The sequence below is a fragment of the Corynebacterium lipophilum genome, assembly GCF_024102595.1.
In the GTDB taxonomy this organism is placed as follows: domain Bacteria; phylum Actinomycetota; class Actinomycetes; order Mycobacteriales; family Mycobacteriaceae; genus Corynebacterium; species Corynebacterium pseudogenitalium.
Genome location: NZ_JAEUWV010000006.1, coordinates 1 through 21,996, shown reverse-complemented (window position 1 = coordinate 21,996; position 21,996 = coordinate 1). Strand labels below are relative to the sequence as shown.

Here is a 21,996-nt window from a genome sequence, read left to right as displayed (position 1 = left end):
TCGCCCTGTATCAACTGCCCTACCTTGTAGACTCAGCGCCGCTCACATTCATCGGCCCCACCCGAAAAACGCGCACCCCGACCCCGGAGGTTCCTGGTGTCACCCGCCGTGGCGCCGAACGCATCCTGGTAACAGAAGTACGCTACCCGGGGCAATTAATTCTCGCAGCGTCGCCAGTTCATGCCACTGTCCAGGCATTACAGATACTGAGGAAGGGAACATACCAACCGCCAGCGGTAGTGCCTGATGGCTTTGACCCACTGTTAGTGCGGGCAGTACAGCTGGTCGACTGCGTACGCAGGCACCTGCAGGTTTCACCAGATGCGTTGCTTGAGGCAGCTTGGGGCAGGGTTGATCGCCCGTGGTTGTTGAAGGTACTCAATCTGTCCAGTAGGTTCGCGGACTCGCCACGCGAGACGGAGCTGCGTCTGCTGCTTCGGGCTGTGACGAAGGAGCGTCAGCTGAAACTAAGTGAGCAAGTCCCGGTATATAGAGGCCGCCGCCTCGTAACGACGTTCGACTTCGCCATCGAACCGCTCAAAATCGGGATCATGTATGACGGCCAGCACCATTGGGAGTATGACCAGCGTCAGAAGGATGCCCGGATCAACTTGGATCTGGCGTTGGAGGGCTGGACCGTGGTCAGGTTCGCCGCCGCCACGTTTAGTGAGGTGGTTCCACGGATGGTAGAGCTCCTCGACAGGCCTCGATAGATAGGCGTGCACCAAATTCCCCCGCAGCCTTCCAGCCACCTGACGAAACGCCAACGGCGCCTCCAAAAACCAGGAATTTGGTGCCACGCGATCCAGCACAAGCACCAAATTCCCCCTCACACCCGAGCTGAACTGGGGAAATGCAAAACCCGCGCCCCAAAAGCAGGAATTTGGTGCGCGGGAAGGCAAGCGGCGAAAAGCTACGCGTCCCGCGCCTCAGTCAACAGCACGCCGATCACCCACAACGCCACGGCCCACACGGCGAAGATGCCGAGGGAGGCGCCGAGCTCCCAGTGTTGGGTGGGTTGGTTCATCATGAAGGCGATGAGGTTGTTGAAGGGGAGGAACTTCGCTACGTCTTGGCCGTATTTGGGGATGAACCCGACGATGGTCTCCAGGAGGAGCATCATGGACAGGCCGATCACGATGGCGGCGGACGTGTTGCGGACGATCCAGCCGACGCCCTGGGTGAACAGGGTGAGCAGCGCCATGCCGAGGGGTACTGCCCACAGGGCGCGCTGGGTGGCGCTATTTGTGGTCCAGCCTGCGGGGACGGCGGTGGTGAGGTCGGCGAGGATGAACGCCACGACCACGGCTAGCAGCGTCGCAACCACAACGCCGACGACGCCCACTACGACTTTGGCCAGGGCGACTTGCCAGCGCTGCGGTGTGAGGCGGAAGTTGGTGGCGGGGATGCCGAATCGGTATTCGGTGGTGACGGTCATGGCGGCTTGCACGATGACGACGATCCCGATGGTCATGGAGACGGTCGAGACGACGGTCAGGGGTGTGTAGGGCATGCCGGAGGTGTTGGCCAGCCAGCCGAAGAGTGCGCCGTAGATGCCGGCGACGATGATCATGGCGGCGCTGGTCCACCAGAAGGAGCGGGTGCTGCGGAGTTTGGTCCACTCGGAAAGTATGAGGTTCATGGTTACTTGCCCTCCTGGACTGTGCGGGATGCGAACTGTTCGGTGCCTTCGGTGGATTGGATGTAGGCGTCTTCGAGGGAGGCGTGGTGTTCGCTGAGTTCGGTGAGGATGACGCCGGCTTCGAAGGCGATGCGCCCGATGGTTTCGGGGGTGGCGTCGTTAATGGTGAGGTTGGGTCGGCCATCGGCGTCGGTGCCTGGGCTGATGGTGGCGCCCGGCGCGCCTGCTTCCACGGCCACCCGCAACGCCCCCAAGCCATCGTCCAAAGCACGCACCACAACGCGGGAGCCGGAGTGCGCCTTGATGAAGTCGTGGACGGAGGTGTCGGCGACGAGTTTGCCCTTGCCGATCACGATGAGGTGGTCGGCGGTCTGCGCCATTTCGGCGAGCAGGTGGGAGGACACCAGGATGGTGCGGCCTTCCTGGGCGAGCGCGCGCAGCAGGGAGCGGACCCAGCGGATGCCTTCGGGGTCGAGGCCGTTGACGGGTTCGTCGAGGATGAGGTATTCGGGGTCGCCGAGCAGGGCCGCGGCGATGCCGAGGCGTTGCCCCATGCCGAGGGAGAACCCGCCGACCTTCTTGCCGGCCACGTCGGTCAGCCCGACGAGGGAGAGGACTTCGTCGACGCGGGAGGCGGGGATGCCGGAGGCCTGCGCCTGCCACAGGAGCGTCGCGCGGGCGGAGCGGTTGGGGTGTACACCTTTGGCGTCGAGGAGGGCGCCGACTTTTTGGGCGGGGCGCTTGAGGTTGCGGTAGCTGGTGCCGTCGATAAGACAGCTGCCTGACGTGGGCTTATCCAGGCCGACAATCATGCGCATGGTGGTGGATTTGCCTGCGCCGTTGGGGCCGAGGAACCCGGTGACGATGCCGGGTTTGACGCGGAAACTCACGTCGTCGACGGCGCGGACGGGGCCGTAGACCTTTGACAGGTTTTGGACTTCAATCATGCGAAACAGTATGCCTGAGAATGTCTGGCAGCGCGGCACGCAGCCCCGGGTGTAGGGCGAGTTCTTCGAGTTTTTTCAGGGGAACCCAACGCAGCTCAACGCTTTCTTCGTTGGCGGTGGTCTCGAGTGGCTCGCCGGAGCGCACGCGCGCGAGCACGGTGGTGTAGGTCCAGCCACTGGGTGCGGGGCCGGAGGTGACGAGCTCCTTATCGACGTCCACTTCGCCCCAATCGATACCGCATTCTTCTTCCGTCTCCCTGAGGGCGGCTTGGGAGGCCGTTTCGTGTGAGTCGCGGGCGCCGCCGGGGATGCCCCACGTGTCGCCTTGGGCGGTCCAGGGTGCGCGGTGTTGCATGAGCACGACGGGCTCGCCGCCGTGCGTGGCCTGCAGGAAGAGCCCCGCGGCGCCGTGTTTGCCCCACATTTTCTGTCCGTTGGGCCCTTCGACCCATCCGTTGCCGTCTCCTTGCATGTGTTCCACTGTAGGTCGTTTCCTAGAAATAGGTCGGGCCCGGTGGTTATGGTTGAGGAATGACTGTCACGACGCCACCTCCCAGCGACGCCTGGTTGGATGATCTTGCGCTGCATCCGCAGCAGCGCGCGTCGAGTGGGCCGATTCGCGCGGCGCGGCGCCTGGCGGACTTCGTGATCACCACGCCGGGCAAGATGCTGGCGATGATGCTGGTGCTCACGGTGGCGGTGGGCGCGATTGGGTTCGCGCAGAGCCAGTCGATGAGTAAGCGTCAGCACGCGCTCGACGTCTTGGTGCAGACCACGGAGCCGATGAACCACTCCGCGCACGTGCTGCTCACCTCACTGTCGCAGGCGGACACGGTGGCCACGACGGGCTTCGTGCAGGCAGGCTTGATGACGCCGGATGAGGTGAAGGCGTATTTGGCGTCGATAGATCAGGCAGTGATCGCGGCGAGCGACATCTACGAGGGCGCCTCGGAGCTGACGCGGCCGGAGGACCAGGAGCGCATCCAGTCCCTGGTGCGCTCCATCCAACGCGACCTGCCGTTGTACGTGGCGTTCATGGAGCGCGCGAAGGTGAACCAGCGCCTAGGCAACCCGGTGGGTGTGTCCTATATGTCGGAGGCGTCCGGCATGATGCGTGAGCGGATGATCACCTCGGCGAACACGCTGTTTGCGCTGACGCAGCGCCAGGTGGCGGTGGAGATGGTGCGCCTCAACGCGCCGCAGTGGGTACCGCTTTCAGGTCTGGTGGCGGCGTTGCTGCTGCTCGCGGGGGCGCAGTGGTGGCTGTGGCGCACGTTCCGCCGCCGTTGGAATAAGGGCTTCGTGGCGGCGACGGCGGCGATGGTGGTGGCGCTGGCGTGGGTTGCGGGCTCGAACTTCATTTCGTGGCGCTCGGGCGTCATCGGGTTTGAGCAGGCCGCGGCGCCGCTGCGCCAGCTTACCGACGCCCGCCTCCGCGCCCAGGAAACCCGCACCGACGAGACGATGGCGCTGCTTCGCCGACAGTCCGTTGCGGAGTCGGCGGAGTCCTTCGAGTCCACGTACCAGGGGGTGAGCGCGGCGTTGGATACGGCGTCGGATGCGCCGGAGGTGGCGTCGGCAAGAAGGGCGCTGGAGCAGTGGTCGCAGGCGCATGGCGAACTCGTCTCGACGCTCGATGCCGGCCGGTTTGAGCGCGCCGTCGACGTGCTGATGGTCGATAGTGCGGACCACCCGAGCGCATCCACCGCGTACACGGAACTGGACGCGAACATGGTGGAGTTGATTGAGTCGGCGCGCGCCGAGATGCGCAACTACATCCACACCTCCCTGGACGCAACAAGGCTGGTGTCGACGGTAGTCGCGCTGCTGTCGCTGCTGGCGGTCATCAGCATGTGGTTCGGGGCGCAGCGGCGATTCAGGGAGTACGTATGATGCGCAGGGCTGGCTCGTTGTTGGTGGCGCTCGCGGTGGCGGTGGGCGCAGCGGGATGTGCGCCGCGGTCCTCGCTGGAAGAGCTGCCGACGGGGGCCGCGTCCACGGCGCACGAGGCAATCCCGTTGCCGCCCGGCGCGCTGCTGGACGGGGCGGGCAAGCAGCCGTCGATGGAGTTTGTGCCGCACGGACTGGACTGGGAGGGCTCGCTGCGCCCGCGCTCATCCTCCCCGGATGATGACCCCGCCCTGGAACAGATCCGGGAGCGCGGCCGGCTCATCGTGGGCGTGGAGCAGTCCCAGTACCTGCTGTCCTACCGCGATATGGTGCGCGGGCAGCTTCGCGGGTTCGAGGTGGAGCTGGCCCGGGAGATCGCCCGCGACCTTTTCGACGACCCCGAGGCGGTGGACTTCCGCTTCGTGGACTCGGCCTCGCGTGCGGAGCTGCTCCGGGAGGGGCGCGTGGACATTGTGATCAGGACGATGTCCATTACCCCGGAGCGCGCCTCCAAGGTGGCGTTCTCCACCCCTTACCTGAAGTCCCAGGTCAGGGTGCTGGCCCCGATTGATCGCGGCATCACGAGCCTGGACGACCTGCCCGAGCGCACCGTGTGCGTCGTCGACCGCACGACGCTGCTCAACATCGTGCGCACCCTCGCTCCGCACTCCCCGGTGCTGCGCACCCGCTCCTGGTCCGACTGCCTCATGGCCACCCAGCAGTTCCAGGCCGACGCCATCATCGCCGACGACGCCATCCTCGCCGGCATGCTCGCCCAGGACCCGCACACCGACATCCTGCCCGACGCGTTGGCCACCCAGTACTACGCCGTCGGCATCCCGCTTGAGCACGACTCAGTAGTGCGGCAAGTCAACGCGACCATCGAGCGCATCCGCACCGACGGCACCTGGCACCGCATGTTCCAGGAGTGGCTGTCGGACTCCACCACAGACCCCTACCCCCCACCGCTGATGTACCGGGAGGAACCCAATGAGCACGAATGACCCAGGCACCGAGGCCGTCGCCTTCGACCCCTTCGCCGACGACGACGATGACGACGACCTCTTCGAGTACGACGACTCCATGTCCGCACTCCTCGAAGACCTCGAGGCGCTGCGCCAGGAGAAGCGGCAGGAGGATACCTCGCAACGCTCGCGGCGCCGCGCACTCGACCGGTTCCGCGAGCTGCGCGGCACGCAGCGCGAGACCCGCACCGTCGCCGACGGCATGGTCGAACTGCCCTGGGTCCACCCCATCAACCCCACCGACGCCCTTCGGGACCCATCCACCTTCGAAGGCGTCCCCGCCCCGGCGCTGAAGCCCGGCGACCTGGTCGCCGAACAATACGAAGTGCTCGGCACCATCGCACACGGCGGCATGGGCTGGATCTATTTAGCCACCGACCACTTCGTCTCCGGGCGAAACGTCGTGCTCAAGGGGCTGCACTCGGCCCGCAACAAAGACGAGGAGGCCGCCGCCGTCGCCGAGCGCGAGTTCCTCGCCGACATCACCCACCCCGGCATCGTGAAGATTTTCAACTTCATCGACGACCCGCGCGTGCCCGGCGGGTTCATCGTCATGGAGTACGTAGGTGGGCCGTCGATAAGCAGGTGCGACGTTGACATCGCGATCGCCTACATCCTCGAAGTGCTGCCCGCGCTCGACTACCTGCATTCGCGCGGCGTCGTGTACAACGACCTGAAGCCCGACAACATCATCGTCACCGAAGACCAGGTCAAACTCATCGACCTCGGCGCCGTCTCAGGCATCGGCTCCTACGGCTTCATCTACGGCACCAAGGGCTACCAAGCACCCGAAGTAGCTACCGACGGCCCCTCCGTCCAATCCGACATCTACACCATCGGCCGCACCCTCGCCGCCCTCATCATCGACCTCCCACACGACGCCGACATCCCCACCCCCACCACCGAACCCCTCTTCCGCCGCTACATCTCCCTCTACCGACTCATCGCCCGCTGCTGCGCCCCCAACCGTGACGACCGCTTCGACTCCGTCACCCAACTCGAAGCCCAACTTCTCGGCGTCCTGCGCGAAGTGCTCGCCATCCGCGACGGCCGCACCTTCCCCGCCCAGCACTCACTCTTCTCCCCGCAGCGCCGCACGTTCGGCACCAAGCACGTCGTCTTCCGCACCGACCAACTTATCGACGGCATCACCCGCACCGTCACCATCACCCCCCAGGAAGTCAACATCGCCCTGCCCGTCCCACTTGTCGACGCCACCGACCCCGGCGCCGCCACCCTGCAGAGCACCACCTACTCCGAGCCCTCCGAAACCCTTGCCGCCCTGCGCCAAGCCCTCGCCGAGGACCGCCACCCCGACTCCATCGAAATCCCCTTCGCCGTCGCCCGCACCCTCCTCGACCTCGGCTTCACCACCCAAGCGCGCACCTGGCTCGACTCACTTGACGAGGGCCTGCGGAAGAATTGGCGCTACCACTGGTACACCGGCATCACCAACCTACTGACCAGCAAATTCACCGACGCCCAGGTCGCCTTCTCCCGCGTCCTGCAAATCCTGCCCGGCGAATCCGCCACCAAACTGGCGCTTGCCGCCGTCGCCGAACTCCTCCTCCAATCCGCCGACCTCCACGACACCGCGTTGTTGGAACCCCGCGTAGCCCGCGGCGCCGCCGGCATGAGCCGTCACCTCGACGAACTCCCCAACACCGTCTTCGAGCACCTCCACGAAACCGGCTCCCTCGACCCCGACTGGTCCATGGTCACCACCAACCCGGCCATGCTGCGCTTCCACGCCATCCGCCTCTACGCCCTGGTCTGGAGCACCAACCCCACCACCGTCTCCTCCGCCTTCGGACTGGCCCGCCAACTCATGCACGAAAACCAACCCGAGCTTGCCGCCGCAGCCCTGGACCGCGTCCCCGTCGCTTCCCGACACAACCGCCTCGCCCAACTCACCTCCATCCTCAGCCTGGTCACCGACCCCACCGAGCCCCGCATCCGGGAGGCCGCCCTTCGCCTCCAACGCATCCCCAACACCGAACCCCGCTACCTCCAAATCAAGGTCTTCATCCTCCGCGCCGCCCTCACCTACACCCTCGACGGCCACCAACCCGACCCCTCCCCCATCCTGGACACGAGGTTCACCGCCCACGAGCTACAAAACGAACTCGCCAGGACCCTGCGCGCCCTGGCCAGAGTGGCGCCCTACCTCCAACACCGCTTCGACCTCGTGGACATGGCCAACAAGATCCGCCCCGTGACGTGGTTCTAGGGTTTGGTTGGGTTTTGGAGGGGAATTTGGTGCCTCTGTTTGAGGCGCCAGTGCCAAAGGACGCATTCGAGTTTGCCTAGCCCTTTTACTACCAGTACGTTTGAACATCTGGTCCAATTCGGCGAGTTGCGTCTTTTGGCACTGGCCCCTAGCCAGGCGCACCACATTCCGGGATTTCCCCTAGCTGGCAGGTTTTTGCGTTTCCCAGGTCGCCGGTTTCCCGGGAGGGAATCTGGTGCGCACTCCACTAGGGGCGTCGAGCATACACCCCTCTTACCCGAGAATTTCCCATTATCCATCTACCCGCATCAGGACTTATCCAGCTGGACACAGCCTCAATTGCACGCAGTGCCCGGTCAACATTTTCAGCCTCCACAATGCGATCAGCCTTGACTAGGGGCTCGTGATGGGCACACCGGTTCCTCAGCCGATAAACAATTTGTATCTCGCCTGCAAACTCTTCAATAGAATGACGATGTTTAATGGCCGAGATAAGCTTCGGGTGGATAGTTGCACTATGCCGGTTATCAAAAATGTGAACCCAGAAATCGAGTGTCAACTCTGCAATCACACGCCCCGGAGGCGGATCCACTTCTCCCGCACGCCTTTTCGCTTTTTGTCATCCCCCGCCGATCAATGCTATTAAAGTTCAGCCCAGCGGGATTCGACGGGGAGTTTATATTGTCATACCACCTCTCCCCCAAGCTTTAGCAACGCATCGATCAATCCAATCGCGCAGCAGTACTTCAAAATGTTCAATGTCTTCAAGGAACGCTTTGGCAAGTTGTGCATTCCAAAGGTATAAGTCCACAGGATTTTTCTGGCTCGAAAAGGTCTCCATTCGCGGAACCGAGAACCAACACCCTAGGTCAGCGAGCGAGGCGGAGACTTCCGGGTTCTGACAGATCGGCTGGCTCTCTCGCACAGTCATAGCGCGAAGTATATATACCAAACGATATTAGCGTTAGTGCCACTCCATTGACTTACCCCTTCGAATCCGATAACCTCGACCAGCGAAGGCCCTAGGACGATCCCTGCATTAAGTTGCAAATCGCTGGGGTCACTGCTTTCCCACGTCCACCTGGCACCACATTCCGGGATTTTGACGGGCAAGCTTTGCGTTTCTCCAGGTCGTTGGTTTCTCGGGAGGGAATTTGGTGCGCCGCTTGAGATGACAGTGCTAAAAGACGCATTCGCTTTTACCTAGCCCTTTTACTACCAGTACGTTTGAACATCTGGTCCAATTCGAGTTGCACCTCTTGGCACTGCACCCCACCCAGCCCGGCACCAAATTCCTCAATTTCCCCTACCCCAAAGAAATTCCCCCAGGTCACAATCTGGACCTGGGGGAATTTGGTGCAAACCCAATCAGCGAGCTTAGAAGCCGCCTAGGCCAACGGCTGCGGCCGCGATACCGAGCAGCGCCAGCAGGCCGACGACGATGCCGGCGATGGCGCCACCGGACAGGCCACCGGTTTCCCCACCCTTACCCGGGTTATGCTGCTGCGAAGTCGACGGCGCAGGCGCTGGGTGGGCGGTTGGGCGAGTGGTCGGCTTGGCAGGGCGCGCGGGAGCTGGGGCGTCGTAGGTCCCGCTTGGCGCGGCATTCAACGAAGTCACTGGTGCTTGGCCGGCGCGGGTCGGAATGACGGCGTTGGCCTGGGTTGCCAGTGGCTTGGTTGGGCGTGGCCCGGCGCCGCCTTCCACCTTGCCCACGGTTTGTTCTGCCTTTTTGAGCAGGTCGGAGTTCTTCTTGCGCAGCTCCTTGATCAGCTTCGCGGTGTCTTCGCCGTTGTAGTTGAGGACGGAGAACTCGATGGTGTCGTCAGCGACGATGTCGTTGTCTTGGTTGAAGACACGGAAAGTGATCGGCATGGTGGAGCCGGTGTAGCCGGCGGTGTTGGTGATCGGGACGCTGATCGGGAGTTTGGATTCGTCGCTGAGGGCGCCTTCGATGGTGTATTCCTGCTCGTATCGGCCGCCGGGGTAGGTGGCTTGGAGGCGGAACTTGTGGATGTCGATGCCCAGGTTGGCGATCTCCATGGCGACCTTGGAGTCGGTCCGGTTGGCGATGATCATGTTGCCGGCGCCTTCTTCGGTGCGGACACGCAGACCTGCCTTGCCGTTGTTGAATTCGGCGGAGTAGACCTCGAGTTCGCGGACGGTTGGTTCGTCGTCGGCGTGTTCGTGGTCGTGGTCGTCGTGGCCGGGAGTGCCGGTGGTACCGTTGGCGCGCCCGATTTGTCCGCCGATGAAAGCGAGGTTTGGCCAGTCGGGGTCGATGTCGTAGTCGCCGGTGTAGCACTGGACGGTCTGGCATGCCTTCGGCAGCTTGCCCGTCGGACGAGAGCGCTCGTTGGAGTACCGGAAGTCGGTGAACTGGTAGAGGTAGTTCATGACTGAGAGGTAGCCGGGCACATAGTCGGAGATTGGTCGGCTGGTGTCGGCGAGTGGCCCGGAGTGGGTCAGGCCGAGGTTGTGGCCAAACTCGTGCAGGATGGTGTTTCGCAGTTGGTCCTGCGAGGTCATCATGCGGTTCTTTGCGACGTAGAAAGCGCCGTCCCCGATCAGGGCGTTGCCTGAGGAGAAGTTGGTGCGGGTTTGTTGGTCGCCGATGACGCCGACGCGGAAGACGGTTTGGCGGCCGTTAAGGAGGCGGTCGCGGTCCTCGAGCATCTTGATACCGGGGACTTTGCCTTCGAAGTAGTACGGCGTGAAGTCCTCGGTCGGGCCACCTTGTGGGTGCTCGAGGCGCATTGGGTTGTAGTAGTCGCCGGCGTCGATGTGCAGGTTGATGTTCTGCTGTGCGAAGGCGTCAACGAGGTCGTTGAGGGTTTGGCGCGATGGGCGGTACACGTTGGTGTTGGCTTCGGAGCAGTCGAGGAACTTGCGGAAGTCTTCCTCGGTTGGCGCGTATTTGCGCTGCTCGGAGCACTTCTTGGTTTCCCATTCGGACTTCATCCAGTTGAGTTGGAGGAAGAGGTCGACCTTCTTGGGGTCGGCGCCCCATTTGTGGAGCGGGAAGACCTTGCCGTTTTCGTCGGTGAAGCCGTTTTCTTCCCATTCGTCGGGGAAGCCGTCGCCGTCGGTGTCGATGGTGCCTTGGGCGACGTCGAGGGTTATGGCGGTGGTGGCGCGCAGCGTGCCGTCGGCGGGTACGTCTTGTTCCCAGACGCCGGCGACGAAGTGGGCGTCGTCACCTGTGCCGCCGTTGATGGCGTCGTGGCGCTGTTCGCCTTTGCCCTTGCTGGTGGCGCCCATGAAGTCGATGTTGAGTTTGTAGGCGTTGCTGACGTCGACGTGGTAGCCGTCGCCGCGGGGGACGCCGGTGACTTGGAAGTCGCGGTCGATGATGCCGCTGGCCATTTCGACGCGCATGTTGGCGGCCTGGCCGGTGGTGTTGCGCAGTTGGACGGTGACTTGGATGGAGTCGTCGCCGACGATGAAAGTGCGGGTCATCTCGACGCCCGAGTTGGGGTCGGTGTGGCGCAGCACGACGCGGTCGGTGTTCCCGACGGGCTTCGCTTCGACGACTTCGGTGGCGTTGCCGACGTAGCTCATGGGTGAGCCGTTGACGGCGCCGTCGATGTAGAAGGCGTTCTGCAGCAGGCGCGTGGTGCCTTCGGGATGGTTGAAGTACATCCAGGACACGCGCGCTTTGTTCACGTCGACGCGGAAGTTGCCGCTGTCGGAGTCGCGGTTGACGCCGATGGCGAAGCTGCCTGGGGTAATGGCCGCATCCGCGTGTGGGGCCACGACGATGCCTGCGGCGACGCTAACGCCTGCGAGTATCGCTGCGATGCGTTGTTTGCTAGTTTTGCCGGTCACTGTCGTTGTCCTCTCAGCGCTGCTGGTTGATTGGGAATGCTAGAAATGTGCGGAAGAAGTCGCGGTGCTCGTACAGGGAGTACCCGAGCCCGCCCAGGAAGGCGAGGAGGCCGAGCACGAAGCCCGCGATCTTCGCGCCTGGCGGAATCTCACTGCTTGTCGACGACCCCTTCTCCACCTCCTGCGGCCCCTTCACCACCTGCACTCGGAGGAGCTTGGTGGCCTGGGAGCCGTCCGCGAAGCTGACCACGACTGGGACTGGCACGATTCCAGGTTTCGCGCCAGCGGGTGGCGTGATGGTGAGTGCGCCGGTGGCGGCGTCAATGCCGATCTTCCAGTCGGCGAGCGCCTTCGGCAGCTGGCCGAGGGCAAACGCCTCCTTGGCGGCCCCGGCCGGCTTCGGCACTACGTAGGTGGTCGCCTTGCCCGGGTAGGCCTTGATGGTGTCGTTGAACTCCGGGGTGGCCTCGGCGAGGGACGGTTTGCCGTCGGTGGTCAGCACGGAGATGCGTGCGTTCGCGATGGTCGTGGAGCCGTCCGGGAAGCTGATGCGGACCGGGACTTCGCGTACGCCGGGGACCGCGTTCGGGCGAGCGCCGACGGTGAGGACGCCGGTGGTGGCGTCGATACGGGTGTCGAGGCCGCCGACTGGGTTGAGCAGCGAGTAGTGCGCGCCCTGCAGCGTCGGGGGGAGCGTGACGGTTTCGCCTGCGCGGACCTGGGTTGGGTCGTACGCGTTGGAGACTGCCCCGCCCATCGCCTTGACGGCGGTGACTTGCGCCTCGACGAGCTTCTGGGAGCCGTCTTCGAAGGTGACCACGATCGGGATCATGGTGCGGTCCCCGACGTGCGCCGATGCGGGGGCGGCGACGGTGAGTGCGCCGGTGGTCGCGTCGACGGCGGCCTTCCAGCCCTCCGCGGCGAAGTCGGCGGAGATGGCGTAGGTGGCTCCCTTCGGTGCGACCTTCGGCTCATGGGTTACGGCGTTGGCACCGATGGCCACGCCGATCGGGGTCCAGGACGGCTGCTCGCGGTGGGCCTGCGAGTCGCGGGCGACGTTGAGCTGCACTACCTTCGAGCCACCGTCGGGGAAGTTGATGCGCACGCCCAGGTCGTAGCCCTGGCCGGGCTTGGCGTCCTTCGGCAGGGTGACCTTGATCTGGCCGGTCTTCTCGTCGACATCCACGCGCAGACCAGCAACGCCGCCGAGCGCAGCTGCACCTTCCGGTTCGAACTTCACACCGGTCGGGATGTCGCCCTTCGGGGTGATGGTGACGGTGCCGTCGTCGCCGACGACGGCGTCCTCAAAGTCCAGGTTGGACGTGTAGGCCTGCGGCTTCGCGTCCCGCACGCCGATCACGGCCACGACCGTCTTGTGGGAACCGTCCGAGTAGCGCGCAACGACTTCCACGTTCAGCGGTTTCGCGTCCTGCGCTGGGGCGGTGGCGGTGATGGTGCCGGTGGTGGCGTCGATAAACAGGTCCCAGCCCTGCAGCTTGGAGGCCTTCGTCAGGATGGCGAACTCGGGGTCGGAGGCTGGGTCGAAAGGTTCGGTGAGGTTGACCTTGATGGTTTCGCCTTCGAAGGCCTCGCGGCGCTCGTACTCAAACTTCTGTGTTTGCGCGAACTGCGGCGCCAGCACCTGGAAGTGCGCGATGATCTCCTTCGTGCTGCCGTCCGGGTAGGTGACGGTGACGGGCACCTCGATAGTGCTGCCCTCCTCCGCGGTCAGGTCCGCCGAAAGCGTGATCTGGCCCGTGTGCTGGTTCAGCTTCACGCCTTCGGACTTCGTGCTAAACGACGCCTCCTTCGGCAGCGGCTGGCGCTCAAAGACCATGCCGTTGTAGCCCAGGCGGGCGTACGGCGCAGGTGAGGTGGCGGTGCCGCCGGCGCGGACGTAGGTGTCCGCGTAGGAGGACTCGTAACGTACGGAGTCCTTGACGGCTGCGGTGACCTCGACGGTGATGGTGTCCTGCTCGCCCTTCTCAGTGCGAACCTTCATGGTGTAGGTGCCCGGCTTCGCGTCACGCGACGGGGCGGCGTACACGGCGCCGTTGGCGAAGACGGTGAACCAATCCGGGTTCCCGGGCTCCGCGAGCACGCGCACGCCCTGCGTGGAGCGGGCGGGCGTCACGCCGGTTTCCTCGCCTGCGCGGACCTTGATGGGGTTCCACTCGAACTGGTCAGGGGCGGCGGGACCCGCAGGATCCGATGGATCCGTGGGGTCGGCGGGCTCGGACGGCTCACTTGGCTCCGGTGCGTTCTCGTCCACCGTCAGCTCGAAGGAATCACGCTTGTGCGTGCCGTCCTCCGTGACCTTGTCCACAACGACCTCGGAGGTGCCCTCCTTCGTCGGCGTGCCGACGATCGCGTGCTGCTCACCGTCGTACTTCAGACCCTCCGGCAGGCCCTCGACCTCGACGGAGGAGGCATCCTCGACGTCGAGCGGGATGTGCACGTCGGTGCCGGGGCGCACTGGCGGGACCTCGGAAGGTGCGATGTCGGCGTCCTCCGGCTCGCCGAGCTCAGCCGAGTCGGCGACCGTGATGGCGAACGTTTCCTCGAGCGGGTCGCCTGCGCCGGTGACGCGTGCAGTCACGTTGAACGTGCCGGTCTCAGTCGGGCGACCGTTGATAAACAGGTAGGAGCCGGAGCCAAGGCGGGTCTGGGCGGAGGTGCTCAGGCCCGCGGGCAGGCCCTCAAGCTCGATGACGGCGTCAGCCGGGACGTTCCACGCCATCACGCGGCGCGGCTGGATCAGGCGGTTCTGCCAGTACTTCTGGTCCTTGATCGGCTCGATGGTTGGGCCGTCGGCGAGGGTGACGTTGGCTTCGACGTCCTTGGTGGAGTCGTCAGCAAAGGTGATGGTCACCGGCACCTTGAACGTAGTGGTTTCGATGCCTTCGCCGGCGGTGGCGTTGAGGGTGCCGTCCTTGGAAAAGGTGAGGTGCCAGCCGGTGGGCGCCGAAAAGCCCTCCGAAAGTTCCCACTTCACGGGGGTGCCGATTTTGTTCCAGGCGGCGGTCCAGAAGTTGCGCTTCAGTTCAGGCCTCGACGTGGCGGTCTCACCGGGCGCGACGACGAGGTCCGGGAACTTGACGTCCGTACGCGCCGCCTCAGTGCGTGGCGTTTTCCATGATGTGGACTCAGCAGTGGGCTCCTGCGCCGTGGCTGTACCTGCCACCACCGGCGCGCCTGTGATTACTAACGATGCCCCAAGTGCGCATGCCGCTACCGACACCCCACCTCGCCGCTTCGCCCCGTTGCGACCGCTCACGTTGCCCATCATCGTTCCTTCTTAAAACTGTCCGTAAATTGCTAAACGCTACTCAGTGTACTCACTATGCAGACATTTGCCTTTACAGCTATTGACATGCCGTTTTAAATTCTAACGAATAACGGCCATACAACAAAGGTGTTGAACAATGACAGGCAGGCGCACGGGAGGCTACGCGCGGCGCGCAAGCGCCGCCGCCTTCTGGGCGATGGCGAGCTCCTCGTTCGTGGGGACGACGAGGACTTTCACGCGAGAATCGTCCGCGGAGATGATGCGCGGGCCGTCGTTGGGCAAGGAGTTGCGCTCCGGGTCGATCTTCACCCCGAACGCCTCCATGTTGTCCAGGGCATCCGCGCGCACAAACTTGTCATTCTCGCCGACCCCGGCGGTAAACGTGATCGCGTCCACCCTGCCGAGTGCCACCATGTAACTGCCGATGAAGCTGCGCAACCGGTTGATGTAGACATTGTAGGCCAGCCAGGCGTCGCCATCCTCGTTTTCGATCATGGCACGCAGCTCGCGGAAATCGTTCACGCCGGCTAGGCCTTTGACGCCGGAGCGTTTGTTCAGCAGCTCGTCGATCTCGTCGATGCTCATGCCGCCGTGCCGCGCGAGGTGGAAGATCACGCCCGGGTCGATATCCCCGGAGCGGGTCCCCATTACCAGGCCGGCTAGCGGGGTCAGCCCCATCGACGTATCAATCGCGTGCCCGTTCGCCACCGCCGAGCACGAAGCACCGTTGCCGAGGTGCAGCACGATCTGGCGGGTATGGTCCGGGTCCGTGCCGATCAGCCCCGGCACCTGGCTGGAAACAAACTCATGGGATGTGCCGTGGAAGCCGTAGCGGCGGATCTGGTTCCGGCTCGCCACCTCGGCGTTGATGGCATACAACGCGGCCGCCGGTGGCAGTGAGTGGAAGAAACCGGTATCGAACACCGCGACGTGTGGGATGTCCGGCAGCAGCTCGCGGGCGACCTCGATGCCGTCAATGTTGGCCGGGTTGTGCAGCGGTGCCAGCGGCACCAGCTCCCGAATCATGTCCACCACCGGGTCCACGATGATTTCAGGCTGGCTGAACACCATGCCGCCGTGCACCACGCGGTGCCCCACCGCCACCACGTCAAGCTCCCGCGGGCTCACGCCGCGCAGCGCCAGGCGCTCGAACGCCTCCTCCAAACCTTCCTTGTGCGTGGGGATGGATTTTTGCAGTACCCAGCGGTCCTCGCCGTGTGTGATGGTGATGCGGCCTTGGGGCTCCCCGATCTGCTCCACCAGCCCGGCAACAAACGGCGGATCGGAGGCGTCCGAATTCGGGTCGACGATCTGAAACTTCACAGAGGAGGAACCGGAGTTAATCACCAGTACGTAGCTCATTTACTTCACCCCTGCCTGAATCGCGGTCACGGCCACCGTGTTCACAATGTCGTCCACGGTTGCGCCGCGCGAGAGGTCATTGACCGGCTTGTTCAGCCCCTGCAGAATCGGGCCGACGGCCAGCGCGCTGCCAGTACGCTGCGCGATCTTATACCCGGCATTGCCCGCCTCAAGGTCGGGGAAGATGAACACGTTCGCCTGCCCCGCCACCGGGGAGTCCGGCGCCTTCTGCTTCGCGACGCCCCCATCGCACGCAGCGTCGAACTGGAGGGGGCCGTCAATAATTAAGTCGGAATCAATAGCGCGGGCGGCGGCAACCGCCTCGACAGCGCGCTCCACGTCAGGGCCCGCGCCGGAGCTGCCCGTGGCGTAGGAGAGCACCGCGACTTTCGGGTCAATACCGAATTGAGCGGCGGTCAACGCGGAGCTCACGGCGATTTCGCCGAGCTGCTGCGCGGACGGGTTGGGGTTGACGGCGCAGTCGCCAAACGCCCAGAGGCGGCCCTGCATCACCATCAGGAAAATCGACGACACCACGGACGCCTCCGGCCGCGTCTTAATGATCTGGAACGCCGGCTTAATCGTCTCCGCCGTAGTGTGCACCGCGCCCGAGACCATGCCGTCCGCGCGCCCAGTGTGCACCAGCATCGTGGCGAAGTAAGACACGTCCTGCATTACCTCGCGCGCCTGCTCCAGGGTCACGCCCTTGGATTTACGCAACTCGGCGAAGGTCTGCGCAAACTCCTCGACCAGGTCGGAGGTGCGGTGATCCAGCAGCGTCGCCGCCGACACGTCCAGCCCCAGCTCCTGCGCCTTCGCGGCGATCGCGTCGGGTGCGCCCAGCAACGTCAGCTTCGCGACGCCCCCCTCCAACAACCTGTGCGCCGCCTCAAGCACGCGGGGCTCCTCGCCTTCCGGCAGTACGATGTGCGCGCCGACCTCGCGAGCCTGACCCAGCAAATGCGACCCGAAGACCAGCGGGGACATCACCGGCGCGACCTCCGGGATAGTCAGGTCGGCCGCTTCCTGCACGTCCGTCACCGCCGCGAGCAGCATTGCACCGGAGCGCTCGACAGTCCGTTGCGCGAGGGTAGCGCGCTGCGGGGCGTCGACAAGCACGATGACCGCCGCACCGAGTGCCGCAGCGAGCTCCGCATCAAAGGAGCACCCCCCTTGCCCCACGAACAAGGTGGACTGTTCCTGGCCGGCGCAAGCAGCGTAGGCTTCGGCGAGCGTCTCCCCCGCGACGCAGACGGTGCGCAGGCCGTGCTGCGCCGCGAGCGCGTCAGTATCAGCACTGCCGAGGTTCGTGTTAGTGCAGGTAAGCAGTAGATGATGAGCCATAACCCAACCTTTAGAATCGTGGCGGACATAAATGCATATCATTCTACAGCCCCACCACAACACGCGCGCGTTATTTTGGGACACAGTTCACATTTCTCTGAAATTGGTCGTTGGATCTCACTTGTGGTGATGGGTGGACGGGCTGTTTCTTGTGCGGTGTGACGGTGCTGGCCAGCTCCCACTGCAGTAACCTGCAAAAAGTTCCCGCGCTCGGGAACCATTTTGGCTATCAGTCCGGTTCCGGTCGACCGACGCTCGCGTCTTCGCAGGTGGCGACTCCTGTCCACGAAGAACGTTCCCGATTTTCAACATGACCGGGAAATAATTTCAAACTCCCGCACCCAGAACGCTGCAGGAAGACTCGAAAATCGGTCTATCCTGCACCGGCTCGCCCCCACCTTGCAACAACGCAAAACGGCCAGTAAGCGTTGGACCCGTGGCCCTAATAGTCAACCACCAGGAAAACTACTTCGCCCTATTTCGGCCTTCGTGGCTTCATCCGACTTGCGACGGCTTAAGGGCAGAAAGAGAACCAGCCGCCTTTCCTTATCGGAAATGACGGCTAGTCGTGATGTTTGCAATTATGCCATTACGTCCGCGAACCTTCATCCCAGCAGTAGGTAGCAGACGGGGTACTTACACAGCTTGCTAGCGATGGTAGACATAGTCAACGGCCCGGAAACGAAAGCCCTTCATTAGTGAAGAAGGGTTGGGCTCAAGCTTCTCAATCCTGCGAAATTCCAAGCAGCTCAGACTCACGCCAACAGGTTGGCAGCACCCAGCAACGTCGTCAATGTACTGATGCACAAAAACCGACCCTACCCAGCACCGATATTCGTATCAGGCACCGGCTCGCCTTCGGTGTCCATCAACAACGCAAAAGCTGCCGCCCGCCACAACGGCGGACAGCAGCTTTTCTCACAAAGCGGTCAGTAAGTGTTTAGCCCGCGATCTCCCACAAGGGGCGACTGTGGGCTAAACGTTGTTCTTACTTCTGCTTCTTCTCCGGCTTAGCTGGAGTGGTAGGGGTCGCGTTGTCTTTCTTCGACGACAGTTTCGTCGTCTTACCAGACGAACCCTTCAGCTCCAGATCCTTGACCGAAGAGGAAGGACCACCAGGCTTGCAGTTGTCGTAGATGACCGTGCCAGCCAAGATGCCAGCGGCGATCAGCACGATACCTGCAGCGACCATACCCAGGTCAGCACCAACCGTGCGCAGCTGCGCGTTGATCTGCTCAGCCTGACGAGCCATCTCCGGGTTGAAGATGCCAGCCTGCTGCTGGATACGAGTGTTCACATCCTGCAGCTGAGCATCAACCTGAGCAGCCACATCGCTGAGCACCGGAATCTGAATCTGGGAAGCCAGACCCAGCGGCAGCAGCGCAATCAGCGGCAGACCGAAGCCAACAGCGGATGCGGCACAGCGACCAGCGTCGAAGCCGTTTTCCTTCGGATCGAACGGGTTGAGCCCCTTTTCAATTTCCTTGCCGTTTGGAACACCGTCACCATCGAAGTCACCGCTCGGATCCAGGATAGACTTGCCATCCTGACCAACCAGGCGGAACTGCGCCTCGCCTGGCTTGGTGTTCTTGCCGTCAGTGACACCGAACTTCGCCAATGGGTTCGCTACATCACCGAAGTCCTTCTTAAACTGCTCGAAGGTCAGCGTACGACGTGCGTCACCCGGCTGTCCGTACTTGCCAGTGAACTGCTTCGTCAGCTGGTCCATGGACGGTGCCTGGCCGGTAACTACCGGACCATTCGTGCCGAACTGCCAGTCAGTAGCACCCTTAGCCTTCGCATCCTGAGCCTTGATGCCCTTTGGCGTGTAAGGCTTGCCATCCTTGGTAAAGGACGGGGAAGCCTGACCCTTCGCACCAGGCTTGACCTTGGTCTCGTCTGGGTACTTAAACTCCAGGGAGTCCAGGCTGTCACCAGGAGCCGGTGCGGGATTCTCGCCTGGGGTCTGCGGGTTGTCGCCGTCGCCATCCTCCGGCTTCGGCTGAACCTCAGCCGTCGACTCGTTACCAGCCTCGTCGGTCACCGTAACCGTGCCACCAGGCTTCAGCTCCGTACCAGACGGAACATCAACCTTCCAGTTACCGTCCTTATCGGTAGGTACCGTCTTCTTCGTACCATCCGGGAACTCAACCGTGACATTCGAATTCGGACGATCATCCGAACCCTTGATGGTCTTATCACCCTCCGTCACCTTATCAATGGTCGGAGCGGTCTCATCCGGAGTGCTCGTCCCATCAGCAGGGTTGGAGCCCTTCTCGATCTCGTCACGGTTCTTCTTACCGTCACCATCGAAGTCACCATCCGGATCCAGCAAGGACTTACCATCCTTACCAACCAGATCGAAACCAGCTTTACCAAAGTTCTCAGAACCATCGTCGTAGACGAAATCAACCGTTACATCCGGCTTCGCCATCGGAGTGAAGTCCTTGACGAACTTATCCCAACGCTGCTCCTTCGGAGTCTCCTTCAGCTCAGGCATCTTCTCAGCAATCTTCTCACCAACCTTCTCGTAGGTCGGGGAAGTCGCCGTGACAACACCATCGGTCTGCGAAGTCTCAAACTTCCAATCCTCAGAACCCTCAGACGGCGTGGACTTCGCCGACTTCACAGGAACATCGGTCTTGCCCTCAAACGGCTTCTTCGACGGCTCAGTCTTACCAGCCTCAACGTTCTTACGATCACCGTAATTCGGCACGAACTTCGCAGCATCAGACCTCGGGTCAACGATCTTCACATCGATCTCACCAACAGTCTTGCCACCCTTATCAGTCACAATGACCTTGGCATCCTGCGGATCAGTACCCTCCGGCACCGTCACCTTGACGTTACCGTCCTCGTCGATCTCGACCTTCGAACCCGGAATCTCGTTGCCGTCCTTGTCAACAAGCTTGCCGGACTCATCACCCTTCGGGTTCTCAACCTTGCCAACCTCATGCGGCGTCTTATCAGCCGGAACCGTCGTGTTATCACCAGGAACGACCGAAGTCTCAGGCGTCTTGTCGGAGCCGTTGTCGTCAACACCCTTCTTGTGGCCGTTGACCTCAACCTCAACATCCTGCTTGCCACCGTCAAGATCCGGATCCTCAACAGTCACGTTGATCGGACCATCGACGTCCTTACCCGGGGTGACCTCAATTTCACCGGTCTCCGGATTGATCACGGCAGGAACATCCTTACCGTCCTCATCCTTAGCCGAAACCTTGGTGTCATCATCCGGGTTGTTGACGATGACGCCAGTGCCCTGCTTCTCATCAGTCGGATCAACCGGCTTCTTACCAGACTCGTCGACTGTGGTCTTGTCGGAGTCGTTGTCGTCAACACCCTTCTTGTGGCCGTTGACCTCAACCTCAACATCCTGCTTGCCACCGTCAAGATCCGGATCCTCAACAGTCACGTTGATCGGACCATCGACGTCCTTACCCGGGGTGACCTCAATTTCACCGGTCTCCGGATTGATCACGGCAGGAACATCCTTACCGTCCTCATCCTTAGCCGAAACCTTGGTGTCATCATCCGGGTTGTTGACGATGACGCCAGTGCCCTGCTTCTCATCAGTCGGATCAACCGGCTTCTTACCAGACTCGTCGACCGTGGTCTTAACGCTCACAGCCAGCGGGACGATGTCGGTGTGCTCGGTCTCGTTGCCATCACGATCAACCAGAACGTACTTCACTGTCACATTCGGCTTCTCCTCAGAAGCCTCAACAGCCTTCTCCGGCGTACCAGTGATCTTGCCGTTTTCAAACTTCAAGCCCTCCGGAAGACCCTCAACCGTAACCGAGCCCTGCTTCAGCTCGAAGCCCTGCGGCAACGGACCGAAGCCCTCCGGCTTCACATCCTGGGTGTACTCCTCACCAACAGTGCCAGCCTCCAGCGGCGTATCCGTGATCACAATCTTTGTGACGACACGCTCCTGCTGCTTCTCAGGCACAGTGGACTTCTCAGTCTTCTGGATACGCTTCGCTGGGTTTTCCTCGTCCGGATTCTCGTAGACCGGGTTTCCATCCTTATCGGTGACACCAACGTACTTGTCCGCCATGACCTCAACCTCACGGGTGACGGTCACCTCAGTGGTACCAGCCTTGGTTGGAGTACCCGTGATCTTGCCGGTTGCCTCATCAATCGTCAGACCCTCAGGCAGCCCCTCGGCAGAATACTTCGGAGCTGTGCCCTCAACCTGGTTATCCGGTGCCTTGGCAAACATCGAAGCGACGTCTTCAGTCTTGTACTCGTCATACCGCGAACCCAGTGGCAGTGGTGCAGGAACAACAGCGGTAAACGAGTCCGCGATCTCCCAACGATCAGAAGGCTCACCCGACGCAGGATCCACACTGACCACAGCGGCCGTGTAGACAGTGGTTTCCTTCAGGTCTTCAGGAGCCTGGAAATCACAAGACTTCAAGGCGCCCTTGTCGTCG

General features: G+C 62.7%; 13 protein-coding genes. 4 read left to right on the top strand and 9 right to left on the bottom strand.

Going from position 1 to position 21,996, the window contains the following annotated elements:
* Window positions 1-239: 239 nt before the first annotated feature.
* Window positions 240-713 carry a DUF559 domain-containing protein gene (locus JMN37_RS05810; RefSeq protein WP_143110549.1) on the top strand — a complete coding sequence of 158 codons (474 nt, stop codon included), beginning with the start codon at window positions 240-242 and terminating at the stop codon, window positions 711-713.
* Window positions 714-913: 200 nt separating this feature from the next.
* Here JMN37_RS05810 and JMN37_RS05805 read toward each other — a convergent pair whose 3' ends face one another.
* From JMN37_RS05805 to JMN37_RS05795, 3 genes are read right to left on the bottom strand one after another with little or no spacing between them, the layout of a single operon-like run.
* Window positions 914-1,642 (bottom strand): ABC transporter permease, encoded by a 729-nt coding sequence (locus tag JMN37_RS05805; RefSeq protein ID WP_071573089.1) that lies wholly within the window; start codon window positions 1,640-1,642, stop codon window positions 914-916.
* Window positions 1,643-1,644: 2 nt separating this feature from the next.
* On the bottom strand, window positions 1,645-2,589 hold the full coding sequence (locus tag JMN37_RS05800) for an ABC transporter ATP-binding protein (protein WP_071573088.1): 945 nt from the start codon (window positions 2,587-2,589) through the stop codon (window positions 1,645-1,647).
* Entirely contained in the window at window positions 2,582-3,061 is a 480-nt protein-coding gene (locus JMN37_RS05795) for an NUDIX domain-containing protein (RefSeq protein WP_252931341.1), read from the bottom strand. Before JMN37_RS05795 ends, JMN37_RS05800 begins: the two co-directional genes overlap by 8 nt.
* 59 nt (window positions 3,062-3,120) lie before the next feature.
* Between JMN37_RS05795 and JMN37_RS05790 the strand changes: the two genes are divergently transcribed.
* Genes JMN37_RS05790 through JMN37_RS05780 form a run of 3 tightly spaced genes read left to right on the top strand, consistent with a single transcriptional unit; the run spans window position 3,121 to window position 7,734 of the window.
* On the top strand, window positions 3,121-4,482 hold the full coding sequence (locus JMN37_RS05790; protein WP_252931340.1) for a GlnX family signal transduction membrane protein: 1,362 nt from the start codon (window positions 3,121-3,123) through the stop codon (window positions 4,480-4,482).
* Window positions 4,479-5,483 (top strand): glutamate ABC transporter substrate-binding protein, encoded by a 1,005-nt coding sequence (locus JMN37_RS05785; protein WP_252931339.1) that lies wholly within the window; start codon window positions 4,479-4,481, stop codon window positions 5,481-5,483. The genes JMN37_RS05790 and JMN37_RS05785 overlap by 4 nt, the downstream gene beginning before the upstream one ends.
* Window positions 5,470-7,734, top strand: a complete 2,265-nt coding sequence (locus JMN37_RS05780; protein ID WP_071573085.1) for a serine/threonine protein kinase — start codon at window positions 5,470-5,472, stop codon at window positions 7,732-7,734. Before JMN37_RS05785 ends, JMN37_RS05780 begins: the two co-directional genes overlap by 14 nt.
* 676 nt (window positions 7,735-8,410) lie before the next feature.
* Here JMN37_RS05780 and JMN37_RS05775 read toward each other — a convergent pair.
* The 6 genes from JMN37_RS05775 to JMN37_RS05750 form a co-directional block, all read right to left on the bottom strand.
* Window positions 8,411-8,665, bottom strand: coding sequence for a hypothetical protein (locus JMN37_RS05775; RefSeq protein WP_143110548.1), 255 nt, complete (start codon window positions 8,663-8,665; stop codon window positions 8,411-8,413).
* Between the two features lie 446 nt (window positions 8,666-9,111).
* Complete coding sequence (locus tag JMN37_RS05770) at window positions 9,112-11,562, bottom strand: hypothetical protein (RefSeq protein ID WP_071573084.1); 2,451 nt, start codon at window positions 11,560-11,562, stop codon at window positions 9,112-9,114.
* Between the two features lie 13 nt (window positions 11,563-11,575).
* Window positions 11,576-14,848, bottom strand: coding sequence for a YPDG domain-containing protein (locus JMN37_RS05765; protein WP_071573083.1), 3,273 nt, complete (start codon window positions 14,846-14,848; stop codon window positions 11,576-11,578).
* A 162-nt stretch (window positions 14,849-15,010) separates the two neighbouring features.
* Entirely contained in the window at window positions 15,011-16,213 is a 1,203-nt protein-coding gene (locus JMN37_RS05760; RefSeq protein ID WP_071573082.1) for an acetate kinase, read from the bottom strand.
* Entirely contained in the window at window positions 16,214-17,557 is a 1,344-nt protein-coding gene (gene pta / locus JMN37_RS05755; protein WP_071573081.1) for a phosphate acetyltransferase, read from the bottom strand.
* 988 nt (window positions 17,558-18,545) lie between these two features.
* Window positions 18,546-21,996, bottom strand: a 3,451-nt coding sequence (locus JMN37_RS05750) for a putative Ig domain-containing protein (protein WP_252931338.1), incomplete at its 5' end; no start/stop codon positions are given.